Raw genomic sequence first — 14,720 nt, forward strand, 5'->3', positions numbered from 1 at the left:
AGGAATTAGAACCCGACGTTGATGCCGCCCATGAACACCCGTGTTTGCGGGTAGATGCCGAGGTCGACGCCACTGGCGCTCACCTCCGGGTCGTAGCCGGTGTATTTGGTCAGGGTCAGCAGGTTCTGGCCCGTCACGTACAGCCGGATTTGGCTGGCCGAAACGCGGCTCAGGATGCTGCGTGGGAGCGTATAGCCAAACGTCAGGTTCTTGAGGCGCACGTAGGAGCCATCCTCCATGTAGTGCGTCGATACCCGCAGGTTGTTGTTGGGGTCGCCGTTGATGGCGCGGGGCACGTCGTTGCTGGTGCCTGGGCCCGTCCAGCGACCCAGAATGCGGGTAGTGCCGTTGGTGGTGCTGTACAGTGCGCTTTCGGTGATGTAGCGGTTGAGGTTGTACACATCGTTGCCCTGCACACCCTGCACGAAGAAGCTCAGGTCGAAGCCCTTGTAGTTGAAGGTGTTGGTGACACCAAACGAGAAGTTCGGGTTCGGATTGCCAATAAACTGACGGTCCGCATCGGTGATGACGCCGTCGCCGTTCAGGTCGCGGAACTTGATGTCGCCGGGAGCCGTGCCAGCAGCCTGGTAGTAGTCGGCCTTGGCCGAGCCCGACTTGGCCCGGGCATTCAGGCTCGCCAGCTCTTCCTGCGTCTGAATCAGGCCGTCGGCCACGTAGCCGTAGAACGAGCCAAACGCCTGGTTGATGTCGTAGCGCACAATGGTGCCGCTCAGCGAGCCCTGGCCATTGTAGGGAATGCCAGCGCCCAGCGACTCCAGGCGGGTTTTGTACGCCGACACGTTCAGGATGGTCGACCAGTTGAAGCTGCCTTCGGACCCCACGTAGTTGTGCGACGTCAGCGCGACGTCGACGCCCCGGTTGTAAGCGGAGGCGGCGTTGCGGTTCACCGACTCGTAAGTGCCCGATACCAGCGTTGGCGGCACCCCGGCAATCAGGTTGGGCGAGTTGCGGTTGTAGAGGTCAATGCTGGCTTCGAGGCGGTTGCCGAAGAAGCCCATGTCCAGGCCCAGGTTGGTCTGGTCGTTGTACTCCCAGCGCAACTCGGTGTTCTTCAGGCGGGTTGGTGCGCCGCCCGGGTTGATGGCCCCATCAATGCCGAAGGGGTACGTAGCACCGAAGTTGATGGAGTAGAGGTAGGCGTAGCGCCCGGCGTTCAGTTCGTTGCCCACGCGGCCGTAGCCAGCGCGCAGCTTCAGGTTGCTGATGGTGTTGTTGCCTTTCAGGAAGTCTTCTTCCGAAATGCGCCAGCCCACCGATGCACCGGGGAAGATGCCAAATTTCGAACCGGGCTGGAAGCGCGACGAACCATCGCGGCGCACCGTGGCCTGGAAAATATACTTGCCACCGTACTCGTAGTTCAGGCGGCTAAAGTAGCTGGCCAGGCGCCGGGGCTCATCCACGGTGCCGCCGTTGGAGAGCAGCGTGTTGATGGGGCCGGAGTTGACGGTTTGCAGGTCGTTGCGCAGATACAGCGACCGGTTGGCCGAGACGTTGCTGAAGTTGAACTCCTGCGCCGACTGGCCCACCAGCAGCGTTACCTGGTGCTTGTCGCCGAACAGCCGGTCGTAGGTCGCCGTGTTCTCAATCAGGTAAGTGGGGGCGTAGCTGGAGCTGGCGCCGCCGCCCGCCGTGATGTAGCGCTGCGTGTAGCCGGCCAGCTCGGGGCCCTTGGGCGCAAAGCTGTTGTTGTTGTCGAAGATGAGGTCAGCGCCCACGTTGGTGCGGAAGCGGAGGCCTTTGAGTGGCTCCAGCTCGGCGTAGAACGTGGTGATGGCGCGGTTGCGGGTAAACTTCTGGTTCGTGCGCAGCGCCGTGGCCAGCGGGTTTTCCTCGGTGAAGTTATCCGACGCGCTGTTGGGCTGGTACCAGTAGCCATCGGGCCGGTACGCCTGCACGGTGGGCGGAATGCGCAGCAGCTGCTGCACCGCGCCATATTCGCCGTTGTTGGTCGATACCTGACGGTCGCTTATGTGAGTCAGCGCAATGCTGTTGCCCACTTTCAGCATCTTGCCAATCTGCACGTCGCCGTTGGCCCGCAGCGTGAAACGCTCGAAGTTGGTGCCCACAATCACACCATCCTGCTGAAAATAGGTACCCGACAGGGCATAGCGGGCCTTTTCGCTGCCACCCGTAGCCGAGAGCGAGTAGTTCTGAATAGCTGCCCGGCGGAACAACAGGTCCTGCCAGTCGGTGCCTTCGCCCAGCGAATTGGGGTCGCGCAGCTTGTCCAGCGCAATGGGCTTGCCGGCCGCAATCAACGACTCGTTGTTGATGGTAGCATACTCCTTGGCGTTGAGCATGTTCAGCCGGCGGGCCACCGTCTGTACGCCGCGGTAGGCGTCCAGATTGATGGTCGATTTACCGGCCTTGCCGCGCTTAGTGGTGATGATGACTACGCCGTTGGCGGCCCGTACCCCGTAGATAGCGGTGGCCGAAGCATCCTTCAGCACATCAATCGTCTCAATGTCGTTGGGGCTGATGGAGGTAAGCTCGGTGTTGGTCGCGTTGCCGTTGCCATCGGTAGAAGCCGGCAGCGGAAAGCCATCGACCACGTACAGCGGCGCGTTAAAGCCCGCCGACGTGATGCCGCGCACCCGCACCGCCGTGCCGGCGGCGCCGCCCGGGGCACCGCCGCCCGACGTAATGGTTACACCCGCCACCTTGCCCTGAATGGCCTGGGTAGCATCGGGCACGGGCTGCCGCACAATCTCGGCCGCGCCAACCGAAGAAATAGCCCCCGTCACGCTGCCGCGCTGCTGCGTACCGTAACCCACCACCACAACTTCGGTGAGCTGCTTGGCGTCTTCGCGCAGCGAGATGGCGTAGGCAGGTGCCCCAGTCGTTACCGTCGCCGTTTGGCTGGCGTACCCCACAAAGCTGAACACCAGAGTACTGCCCTCGGGCGCACTCAGGCTGAACATGCCGTCGGAATTGGTGGTGGTGCCCACGGTGGTGCCACGCACCAGTACGGTCACGCCGGGTAGGCCGGTACCGTCGGCCCCGGTTACGCGCCCGCTCACGGGCACATCGGCCGCAGGGCGGGCCAGGGCATGAATGGCCACCGGAGCGGCCGCTGCCCCTGCCAGCGAGGGCAGGCTGCACGCCAGCAGCACAGCGGCCGGGCGCACAAGGTTGATTATGTACTCAGTTCTTTTCATGGTGGGCTGAAAGAGTGGTGGTGACAAATGATGAATTGCAGAAAATCAAGTGGTTGGCTGGTGAGACCTAACGGGCAGGGGTGAGGGCACCAGTGCTACCCGGAGCAGCGGTGCTGGCCTGGGCCAGCGGCCCGCCCGCATAGCGGAAGCGCACGGTTTGCGAACCCACGCGCAACGTGTACCAGCCCGCTTCGAGCTGGGGGCGGCCCTGGCCATCGGGGTAGCTCAGGTCGCGGCGCGGGTCGATGTCGAAGGTGAATTCGCGGCTCTGGCCGGCGGCCAGGGCTTGCTTCTCAAAGTGGCGCAACTGGCGCACCGGCCGGGCAATGCGGCCTACTTCGTCGGTCAAGAACCAGAGCACCGCCTCCTGGCCGGCGCGGGCACCCGTGTTGGCTACGCGCACCGTTGCCCGCAGGCGGGAGGTTGGGCCGGTCAGTAGCGAGTCGCTCAAGGCGAGGCCCGAGTAGGCGTAGGTAGTGTAGCTCAGGCCCTCGCCAAACTCGGTCAGCATGGAGCTCTTGTACTTGGCTCCGCGCTGCTCAAATCCGGCGCCGAAGTCGCTCAGGTCGAGGCTGTTTTCGTTGTTGTCGTGGTGGTAGTTCGTGGTGTGGCCGGCGAACTGCGGGTAGGTAAAAGGCAGCTTGCCACTGGGGTTGGTTTTCCCGCTGATGATTTCGGCCAGGGCCGTGCCGCCGCCGTAGCCCGGCAGCCCCGCCCAAATGATGGCCGAAGTGCCCTCCGCCACCTGCCGGATGATGCTGGGCCGGCCCCCAATGAGCACCAGCACGGTGGGCTTGCCGCTGGCCTGCGCGGCCCGGGCCAAGGCTAGCTGGTCGTCGGGCAGGGTGAGGTCCGAGGTGTTGCCCATGCCCTCGGTGTAGGGGCGCTCGCCCAGGGCCAGCACTACAGCGTCGGCCCGGCGCGCAGCGGCCGAGATGCTGGCTAGTAGCGACTTGCCCGCCGCGTCGCGGTACGGAATCGTTTCCACGGTGGCCTGCGGGTACTCGCGGCGCAGGGCTTCTACCAAGGTTGGTACGTCTTTCGGGTAAGCCGCTTCGGGGCGGCCCTGCCAGGCCAGCGTCCAGCCGCCGCACAGGTTGGCGCGCGACTCGGCCGAGGGGCCTACTACCAGCAGGCGCTTCACGCGGGCCGGGGCCAGAGGCAGCATGTTCTTGTCGTTTTTCAGCAGCACCACTGCTTCGCGGGCGGCGGCCGTGGCCTGCAGGCGGAGGGCCGGGTCGCCGATGCGGTTCAGGCGGTCGGCGCGGGGCATGGGGTTGTCAAACAGGCCGATGTCGTCCTTCATCTGCAGTACCCGACCGGCCGAGAGGTCGATGCGGGCCTGCGTAAGGCGGCCTTCCTGCACCAATTCCTTCACAATGCGGCAAAAGGTGGTGGTGTAAGGCGTCATGGCCATGTCCACGCCCGCATCAATGGCCATCCAGGTAGCTTCCTTTTCGTTGGCGGCTACTTTCTGAATCCTCACCAGGCGAATGATATCCTCCCAGTCGGTCACAGCCACTCCTTTAAAGCCCATCTGCCGCCGCAGCAGGTCGGTCAGAATGGCTTTGGAGGCGTGCACGGGCTCGCCATTGATTTCGCCCGAGTTAATCATGATGGATTTCAGGCCGGAATCGATTGCGGACTGAAACGAAGGCCGGAAGAACTCCTGCAGCCGCTGGTCGGGAATGAGGGCATTGGTGCGGTCCCAGCCATTGCGCGGGTCGGAGTAGCCCAAAAAGTGCTTGCCGCAGCCCGCTACTTTGTAAGGGGCAATCTCGGTGTTGGTTTGCAGCTCCTTCACGAAAGCGGCGCCCAGCGTGGCCGCCACCAATGGGTCCTCACCGTAGGTTTCGTAGAAGCGTGGCCAGTACACGTTTACACCTAAGTCGAGCACCGGGGCAAACACCCAATGGTGGCCCAGGTCGGCCGACTCCAGGACGGTAGCGCGGGCCGTTTGGCGGGCCAGCTCGGGGTTGAAGGTGGCCCCGAGGTTGATGTTGTGCGGGAAAATAGCCGTGCCACTCACGTAGCTGGCTCCGTGCATGTGGTCGATGCCGTAGATGATGGGGATGTGCAGCCGCGACTCGCGCATGCTGATGCGCTGCAAAGCGGCGGAGTAGCGCACCCACTGGGCGGCTGGCACCGCCTCCCCGTTCAGAAACGAGCCAATATGAAAATTCCGGACCAGCTGGGCGGCTTTTGCCGAGTCCAGCATCACGTCCTTTTGCACCCCCGAAGCATTGATGGCCGTATTGGCCAGCTGGGTCATCTGCCCGATTTTCTCTTCCAGCGTCATCTGGGCCAGCAGCTGCTGCACCCGCGGGCTAAAGGTGGCTGCTGGCAAATCGGTTGTAGCGGTGGCGGCAAGGTTGGCTGCGGGGGCAGCAGTGGCCGTTGCGGTGGGGCCACTCCCAGGTACGGATGCCCGCTGGCAGGCGGCCAGCCCAAGGCCCGCTACTAGTAAGGAGTAGCAAGCAGTAGCCAGGCGAATTGGGGCCAGCCGATTCGAAGCGCGAAAGCCAAGAAAAGAAGAAAGAATAGAACCAGACACAGCGTACAGAATGGGAGTTGTGGCCCAAATGTAGAAGCGTGTGTTTGGCAAAAGCAAGCAATAAAATGCGCTCTATAGCCCGTAAAAGGCGTTTTTGTGGTTTGTGCACCTGTGGGCTTTACGCTTGCTGCACACGTGCGGTAGGGCGGTAAATAGCCCTGTAGTTCTGGCAGACGGTTTTTAGGTTTTGTAGTATCAGGCTAAAAAACAATGAAAAAAAAGCATTGTTTTAGCAAAATAAAATCTAAAACCGCAGGCCTTCCCTGTTAGCCGACGCTATTATGGGATGTCCCTACTGTTCAGCCCGAACAACTCCATCGGGTATTCCACAAACGTTACCGGGGATTTGCGGCCACTTCATCCTGGGCCTCGGTCGTTTCCAGGTCGGCTGTTTCAACCTCGGCCGTGGCATCGAGCAGCACATGCGTCCAGGGTTCGCCCTCTTCGTAGTCGGGGGCCTGGCGGCGGCGCTGTAGGGCCCCCAGCACCTTCTGCGCAAAGGCCCAGCTGGTAGCCGGGCGCAGCTCCAGCACGCGGGCCAGCTCGGCCGGTGGGTAGTTGCCGCGGTGGGCGTGCAGCAGGAACACCGCATAGAGGGCCTTCACAATCGAGAACTTACACTTTTGCAAGAGGGTGCCCGTGGTGGCCGACTCTACGTAGCGGCAACGGGTGCAGCGGCGGGCGTAAGGCTCGCGGGCCTCACAGCTTTTCTCGTGGCCGCATTTGCGGCAGCGGTAGGGGTGTTGCGCCCACTTCAGGTCGGCCAGGTAGCGTAGGCAGGCATCCTTGTCGGGGTATATCTGGCTGAACTCGCCAAAGTCGACTTCCCGGGCCTCGATGCGGGCTGCCTTTTCGGCGTGCAGGTCGCGGCTCAGCTCCCGGTTAAGGTTGGCGATGGCGTCGGACTGCAACGCCAGCAGGCCGTTGGCTTCGAGCAGCTCCCGGTTCTGGGTTGCCACGGTTTCGTGCTGGCGGCGTAGCTCGGCCGTGCGCTCGGCTACCTGGGCTTCGAGCTCGGTGTTGAGTTGGTCTTTCAGCAGCTGGTTCTCGTGCAACTGCTCTACCAGCCGGTTCTGGGCCTGGTGTTTCTTGCGCATCTGCTTCAGCAGCCGCTGCTGCGAGAGCAGGGTCAGGTCCATCAGGCCCTTCAGCTTCTCGCCCAGCGCGTAGCTCAGAATCACGACTTCGAGCACGAAGGCGGCGTTCAGGCTATACACTGTGTAGGCGTTGTTATAGAAGTCGATGCCCAGCTTGCGGGAGATGAGGAAGGTGAGGCTGATGGCTACCAACGCCTGCGCCAGCAACAGGTAGCGGGCCGGCCGCAGCCCCGTGCGGTACGCCTGCCAGCCGGCGTAGTACAGCAGCCCATACGGCAGCAGGTACAGCCAGAAGCTAAAGCCCGAATGCACCATGCCCACATCGAGCACCAGCAGCGCCGCGCTGCCCCCCAGCACCCAACGCCCCAAGCGGTGCAGGTGTGGCAGGCGCGAGGCCGTGTCGAGAAACCGGCTGGCGTAGGTGCCAAACGTGAGCAGCAGCAGCACCGGCGCCGCCGCCCCAATAAAGTGGTTAAAGCCCGGCGCGTTCGGCCACAAATACTGGAAGCCCAGGCCATCCTCCGACAAAAACAGCAACGCCCCGCTCAGCACGTAAAGCACGTACAAGATGTAGGTGCTTTCCTTCAAAAAGAAGTAGAGGATGAGGTTGTAGAGCACCATGATGAGCAGGATGCCATAGAAGATGCCAAGCAGCCAGTACTGCAACGAAAGTTCCGGAATAAGGCCCGCCCCGCTGTGCACCATGGCCCGGAAGCTGGTGCGCGTGTCGGAATGCAAGCGCAGGTAGTAGGTCACCGTCTGGCTGGGCCGGGGCGGCAGGTCGAACAGAAAGTTTTTGTAGGGGTGCGGCCGGGTGGCAAACGAGCGGTTGGCCCCGGTGGCCACACTGTCGTACAGGGTAGCACTGCCGGGCCGGGGCCGGTAGAACATGGCCTGCCCAATGTGCGAGTCGTAGAGTTCGAGGTACCAGGCATCGGACTCGATGGGGGCGTGGCGTACCGTTAGGCGCAGCCAGTAGGTGCTGCCCGGGTGTTGGATGTTGGCTGGCTGCCCCGAGCCGCGCAGCCGCCGAAACCGGGTGGTCCAGGCCGGACTGCGGATATCGGCCAGCGTGAGGCGGCCGGTCGGGTCTTCCAGAATGCTGTAATAATTGTCGTCGAGGTAGATTTCGGCCTGGCTCGGATACACGGCCAGCGTGTCTTCGGGCAGGACGGCGCGGGCGGGCAAGGCCAGTAGCACCAGCAGCCAGCCAAGCAGCCACTGGCGCGCAAACGTGCTGGAATAACCCACCAGGGGCCGGGTGGTCACAACAGACTGTATCCCGCGCTTTTGCAATTGAGTGAGTAACCACATACGGCCCCTAAAATACAACAGTCCGCCCAGCAAATAGCCTGGCGGACTGTTGACGGAGCATAACCGCTGCTAGAGACGGAACTGGGCGCTGAGTTTTATCCCAAAGTTTTGATGCTCGAGGTGACGGTCATCAATAATGGGCGGCTGGTCGCGGTAAGTAAGCCGGTGCAGGAAATCGACCCGGATAAACTTGAAGATGTTCTCAATGCCGTAGCCCACCTCAATGTAGGGTTGCCGGATGGTGGGGGGCAGGTAGCTGGAATTGCCATTGGCGCGCCGGGCCCGGTCAGAAAGATTGCCGTAGAGGATGTTGGCGGTGCCGACCAGCCGCCAGTTCAGCGCACGAATCCCGGGAATGGCATTCAACAGCAAGCCTTCAAAGTGCTGGTCGAGGCGCAACGACGCCGAGCGGTCGGTCACAAACTCGAAGTAATTCATCAGGTTAAAGGCGTTGGCGTTATAGAAGAGCGTTTGATTGCCCAATGGAGCCCGTAGGATGATGTAGGGCAAGGCCGACGGAATGTAGTTGGCCTCGACGCGGTAGCCGAGCCGGCCAAAATAGCCCACCGATACGCTGTGGGTCACAGATAGGTTGAACTTATGATACGTGTTCTGGCCCCGGAACCAGTTGACGGAGCCCAGCGTGTAGCGGAAGTTGAACACCGGCCAACGCTTCAGGCCCACGGCGCGCCGGCGGTTTTCGCTTTGCACCAGGGTCTCGTCGGGCGCGTAGCGCGACTCCGAGACTACTTCATTCAAACGAAGAATTTCGGAGGGCGGCGTATCGGTTGGACCACTAGAGGGTGGCACTCCAAGCGGAAATAGCGGGTCGATGTACTGGTAGCGTGCCGTCAGGGTCTGGGTGAAGCCGTGGAACAAATCGCGCTGTACACTCAACGATGCCAGGTTGCGCACCACCGGGCGCTGGAAGCGGCCCCAGCGCGAGGCAACCACAAAAAGGTTGTTGTTGTTGTTATCGAGAAAATCGTTGTCGAGCAGCGCAACTTGCTCCACATCGTGCTTGAATTCCGCCGAAAACACTGTCCAGTGCCGCCGCTCAGCAATGTAGCTCTCGCGCACCCCGTACTTGAACCGGCCATCCTTCGTGCCATAGGCCACGTAAGCCTGCGTCAGCCAATCGCGGCTGATAAGCGGCGTGGTGCGGAAGCCGAAACGGATGCGGTCGCCCTCGAAATCGTTGTGCGCGTAAATGGCTGAAATTGGTCCGAAATCGAGCTTTCCTACGCGCTTATAGCCGTTCACTAGCAAGTCGACCCAGTCAAGCAAATTGCGCACTGAGGGCAGCGATTTGGCCGAATCGAGCACGGCAAAAGTCTGCCGCTCGCTCAGGCTCAGAGTGTCGGGCCGGTGCGTATCGAAATAGCCGCCGCCGCCGCCCTGCGGCAGCCCGGCGGCGGGGCTTTCGGTGGTGGGCTCCATCAGCGACGATACAATGGGCTGGTCGTAAAAGCCGGATTCGTCGTGCAGCTTATTGCGCAATAAGTTGCTGCTCACCGTTGTGTAGCGGACCAGCATGGCCGCCTGCTTCTCCGAAGGCCGCACGCTGATGAGCAGCTTGGTGCGCACCGGCAGGCCGGGACCGTCGGCGGGTGAGCTTAGCTCCTGGGTCACGCGCAGGTCGTTCACGAAGTTGATGTTGGCTTCGGGGCTGGCCACCAGGTCGGCGCGGCGCAGGGCGTAGCCTTCTTGGGTAATCCAGATGGTGCCTTTAAAGGCCAGGTCGTGGCTTCGTTTGGGCGTCACGGCAATCTTGTAGCAAAAATCCTTGCCCACAAATACCGAGTCCTGCAGGTCGTAGTCGTAAGTACCGCGTCCGCCTTCGGCAATGGGCGAGATGAAGTCTTTGCCCAACACGTTCTGCCAATTGGGGTAGAAGTCGAAGTTCTGGAAATTCGAGCCCAGCATCTGCGATAGCACCGAACCCTCGCGCGGGCCCACGCCGCGCATTTGCTTGTGCAGCAGGTCTTCGCGGCGGCGCAAGGGGCTGTTGCGCTGGTACACCCGCGAGCCTACCTCGGAGGCGAATATGGGCAGCGGCGCGTCGGCATCGCCCACGGCCGAAGCCCCCTGGCGCACGGCCAAAGCCCGGATGTCGCGTATCGCCTTGCGCTTGTTGAGCGCGGCCGGCAGGTCAATCAGGCTGATTTCGATGCGGTTATACGAATCATACTCCGCCGCTTTCAGGGAAAGGCGCTCGTTTTGGGGTTTGTGGCGCTGCACTTCGCGCAGAATGCGAAAGGCCGGGTTCTCGGGCTGGCGCGAGCTCACGAAGACTTCGCCCAGGGTAACGCCACCGGTTTTCATCCGGAACAGCACCGATTGCACGGCCGCGTCGCTGAGCTTGCGGCGCTGGGTGGCAAAGCCAATGGCGGAAACCGCGAGCGAGTCGGGCGTACCCGTCACAGCCAGCTTGAACTTGCCATCGGCATCGGCCGTGACGCCGAAGCTGGTGCGCGGCACGAAGATGGACGCAAATGGCACCGGCTCGCCATTTGTCGCTTCCACTACCTGGCCGCTGATAACGATACGCTGAGCAGCAGCTGGCAGTACGACAAGGCACAGCAAGAGCAGCGGAGCAAGAAATTTCATATGGTGTATAAAAGAACCAAATGCCGAGAATAAGTAGGGAAGGTCCGGCAAATTACGCAAAGCCCAACCCGCTTTAACTAGTTCCGTGCCGTTTTTTTTAAAAATAACAATGGTAATTTTAAACCCTTGTCCGCCTTAATTGTCGTGCCTGGCCGAGTGACGCTAATTGCTCGGTGAAGGGCGGTGCAGGCTATCCAGGACTTGGTGAGGGAGGACTCACCAAACGGCTGAAATTAGTGTATTCAACCAGATGGCCGTGGCCATTACTAGTGCGCGGGCGGGGCCCAGGTCGAGCAACAGCCCGCGCGCCGCGCTCATGCTATCAGTGAAGTGGATTATTTCTTCTACAATAGCAGAGCCGGCCAGCCGGGTGCCGTCGGGTAGGCACACTTTTAGGGGTAGCGCTAGAGTAGCAACAGAAATTATCGCTAGGCCGATTCGCCGAGCGACGTTTCCCGATTTGTTACGGTGCGTAGCGGGCGTAATTGACCTGCCGCAATGGCCTCATGCAGTGTGCAATCGTAGCGGCCCAGCATGTTGACGTGTTCATCTCAAAAACTGCAGGGGCACAGCTGTACGGCGCACCCGAGTTGGGTGTCGCAACGGCGATAATTGGCCAGGAGCCGGATGTCCTGTGGGCTGAGGTAGAAGAAACGGGTCATTTGCTCCGGGCTGGGGGCGGCGTGGTAGCGCCCATAGCGGGCGGCTTGCTCGTCACTCAGAAACGCTACTGGCATCGGAGGACTTGTGGTTGTTGTGGAAAGTCAGCAGTGCGGAACAAGAGGTCTTAGCGCATGCCTGCGCCTGTGTACAACGGCAGTGAGGTTGGTCGCCTTCCTTTTGGCAATTCAGAGCGGCCAACCTACTTGCCTATCACTCGGCCCGCAGGCTCAGCACGGGGCTGCGGCGGGCCGCGCGCCAGGCCTGCACGCTTACCGTGAGCCAGGCAATGAGCAACGCCCCCATGCCGGCCGCCGCAAAGTACCACCACTGCCACGCCACGCGGTAGGCAAAGCCTTCCAGCCACCGCTGCAGTAGCAGGTAGCTGAGGGGCAGCGCCAGTACGATGGCCACGACGACCAGCCGGGTCAGGCTGCTGGTCAACAACCAGACGATACCCAGCTCACTCGCGCCCAAGGCCTTGCGGATGCCGATTTCCTTGCGCCGCCGCTCGGCCGTGAAGGCAGCTAACCCCAGCAGGCCCAGGGCGGAAATGAGAATGGCCAGCCCGGCGAAGTAGCGGGCGAGCACTGCCACCCGCCGCTCGGCCACGTATTGCGCCTGGTAGTCGGTATTCAGAAACGTGTAGTCGAGCGTAAAGCCGGGGTTGTAGGCGGCGTACAGTTGCTGAAGCCGCGCAATCGTGGCCTGCTCCGCATTGGGCTGGAGTTTCACTAACACCGTGTTAATCTGGGGGTCGAGCTTGAGGAGTAGGGGTTTGATTTTTTCGTGTAGCGACTCGTAGTGGAAGTCGCGGACCACGCCCACGATGCGGGACCCGTCGAGCCGTTGGCCCACGGGGTCCGGCATCCCCAGGCCGGCCACCAGGACCTGGTTGACGAGGATGGCAGCGCTGTCGGCGCGGAACTGCGGCGCAAAGCTGCGGCCGGCTACCAGGTGCAGGCCCATTGTTTCCACCAGGTCGTAGTTGACCAGCATCGTCGCTACTGGCAGGCGCTTCCCCTGCCAGCTCATCTCGGTGACGTAGCGCCCCCCCAGGAAGCCGCCCAAGACGCTGGATGCCTGCACAACGCCGGGCAATTTCTTCACCTCACTCAGAAAGGCTGTCTGCTGACGCGCCGCCTTGCCGCCCGTATCAAAGCGGAGCACGTGCGCTTTGTCGTAGCCCAGCGGTTGGCGCTGCAGAAACGCCAGCTGCGCGTTGACGACCACCACGGCCACGATGAACAGCACCGAGAGCGTGAACTGCACCACGACCAGTCCCTGCCGCGTCCACACGTCGCCGGCCCGGGTCGGCAGCTTGCCTTTCAGCACGGCCGCCGGCTGGAACCCCGACAGGTAGAACGCGGGGTAACTGCCCGCCAGCAGCCCCGTACCCAGCGCCAGAGCCAAGCCGGCTCCCACCAGCTGCGGCTCCCACCGCAAGGCCAGGGGTTTGCCCGTCAGCGCGCTGAACTGTGGGAGCACGAGCTGCACCAGCCCCACGGCCACGACCAGGGCCAGCAAGGCCATCACCACGGATTCGGTCAGGTACTGCCCCACCAGCGCGGCGCGGCTCGCCCCCAGGGCCTTGCGAATGCCCACTTCCTTGACCCGCCGCGAGGCCTTGGCGGTGAACAGGTTCATGAAATTGATGCTGGCAATCACCAGAATGAGCCCGGCAATCAGGGCGAATAGCCGTACGTAGGCAATGCGCCCCCCGGTGGCGACGCCGTTTTCGTAGGTGCCGTGCAGGTACCCCGCCGAGAACGGCCGCACAAACAGCGTGCGCCCCCGGGCCGGGGCCTGCGCGCTTTTGGTTTTCAGCAACCCCGCCAGCTTGGCTTGAAACTGCGCGGGGTCGGCCCCCTCCTTCAAGGCCAGGTAGGTGTTGAAGGGGCCGTCGTCGTCCCACTTGATGGTTTCGCTCATCTGCATCTGGTCTTTGAACGAGGCAAATGGCAGCACACAGTCAAATTGCTCGGACGAGTTGCGGGGCACCCCGGCAAACACCCCGGCCACCAGGCAGGTCTGCTTTCGGTCGGCCATTTGCCATTCCACGGCTTTTCCCAGGCTGTTCTGCGGCGTCTGGAAGAGCTTGGTGGCCAGGGCCTCGGAGAGGACAATGGCATCTTTATCGTGCAGCACCGTGGCGGGGGTGCCTACCAGCAGGGGGTAGGAAAACAGCTGAAAGAAGGCTGGGTCCGCGTATTTGGCGACGGCATTCAGGTGCTGGCCGCCCACCGCCAGCGTGAACGCGGGGAAAAACGGGACCGGCGTGGTGGTGGCCACGAATTCAATCTCCGGCATTTCCCGCCGTAAGGCCTCGGCCAGCAGCGGCACGGTGCCGGTTTGGGTCTCGATGCCGGCGGCCGTGCGGCGGTTTTCCAGTACCTGATACAGCCGGCCGTCCAGGGCGTGGTAGCGGTCGAAGCTGCGCTCGTCGCTTATCCACAAGTAGATGAGCAACGCGCAGGCCAGGCCGGTTGAGAGGCCAATCAGGTTGATGAAGAACGTGCTTTTGAACCGCTTAAAGTTGCGGTAGAGGAGCAGCAAGGGATAGGGAAGCATGGGCAAAAAAGGGGCAGGCGGTTAGAATTGGCTGCGGCTGTTTTCCAGCACCACCTGCCCGTCGAGCAGGCGGATGACGCGCCGGGCGTACCGGGCGTCGTGCTCGGAGTGCGTGACCATGAGCACAGTGGTGCCCGCCTCATTCAGCTCGGTGAGTAGCCCCAGCACGTCGTGACCACTGGCCGAGTCGAGGTTGCCGGTGGGCTCGTCGGCCAGCAACAGCGGTGGGGCGTTCACCACGGCGCGGGCCACGGCCACGCGCTGCTGCTGCCCGCCCGAGAGTTGCAGGGGAAAGTGGTTGCGCCGGTGCAGCAGCTGCATTTTTTCCAGCACCTGTTCCACCCGCTGCCGCCGTTCGGTGGCCCCCACGCCGAGATAGCGCAGGGGCAGCTCCACGTTTTCAAACACCGTCAGCTCGTCAATCAGGTTGAAGCTCTGAAACACGAAGCCCAGGCTGCGCTTGCGCAACTCGGCCCGCTGCCGCTCCGAGTAGCGGCTGGTTTCGGTGCCCAGCAGTTGCAGGCTGCCGCCGTCGGGCTGGTCGAGCAGGCCCAGCAGGTTGAGCAGCGTCGATTTGCCGCAGCCCGAGGGGCCCATGATGGCCACAAATTCCCCCTGCTCCACCGTCAGCGAGACGTGGTTCAGGGCTTTGGTTTGCACCTCCTCGGTGCGGTACACCTTTTCCAGGTTTTCGGTCTTAATCATGAGGTTTATCTTTTTATGTTCACGTAGTTA

At 62.2% G+C, this 14,720-nt stretch carries 7 protein-coding genes; all 7 read right to left on the minus strand.

Annotated features, from left to right (window positions below):
- Window positions 1-5 precede the first annotated feature (5 nt).
- Entirely contained in the window at window positions 6-3,179 is a 3,174-nt protein-coding gene (locus ABD837_RS21065; protein WP_345058554.1) for a SusC/RagA family TonB-linked outer membrane protein, read from the minus strand.
- Between the two features lie 67 nt (window positions 3,180-3,246).
- The gene (locus ABD837_RS21070; RefSeq protein WP_345058556.1) at window positions 3,247-5,733 is read right to left on the minus strand and encodes a beta-glucosidase family protein; all 2,487 of its coding nucleotides are present in this window, start codon (window positions 5,731-5,733) and stop codon (window positions 3,247-3,249) included.
- Between the two features lie 335 nt (window positions 5,734-6,068).
- On the minus strand, window positions 6,069-8,144 hold the full coding sequence (locus ABD837_RS21075; RefSeq protein ID WP_345058558.1) for a 7TM diverse intracellular signaling domain-containing protein: 2,076 nt from the start codon (window positions 8,142-8,144) through the stop codon (window positions 6,069-6,071).
- Between the two features lie 69 nt (window positions 8,145-8,213).
- Complete coding sequence (locus ABD837_RS21080; protein ID WP_345058560.1) at window positions 8,214-10,754, minus strand: DUF5686 and carboxypeptidase-like regulatory domain-containing protein; 2,541 nt, start codon at window positions 10,752-10,754, stop codon at window positions 8,214-8,216.
- A gap of 551 nt (window positions 10,755-11,305) precedes the next feature.
- Window positions 11,306-11,491 carry a DUF4158 domain-containing protein gene (locus tag ABD837_RS21085; RefSeq protein WP_345058562.1) on the minus strand — a complete coding sequence of 62 codons (186 nt, stop codon included), beginning with the start codon at window positions 11,489-11,491 and terminating at the stop codon, window positions 11,306-11,308.
- Window positions 11,492-11,627: 136 nt separating this feature from the next.
- A complete protein-coding gene (locus ABD837_RS21090; RefSeq protein ID WP_345058564.1) occupies window positions 11,628-13,985 on the minus strand; it encodes an ABC transporter permease in 2,358 nt (785 codons plus the stop codon).
- Between the two features lie 21 nt (window positions 13,986-14,006).
- Window positions 14,007-14,690, minus strand: a complete 684-nt coding sequence (locus ABD837_RS21095; protein ID WP_345058566.1) for an ABC transporter ATP-binding protein — start codon at window positions 14,688-14,690, stop codon at window positions 14,007-14,009.
- Window positions 14,691-14,720: the final 30 nt, after the last annotated feature.

This window comes from Hymenobacter glaciei, assembly GCF_039539585.1.
GTDB classification, from domain to species: domain Bacteria; phylum Bacteroidota; class Bacteroidia; order Cytophagales; family Hymenobacteraceae; genus Hymenobacter; species Hymenobacter glaciei.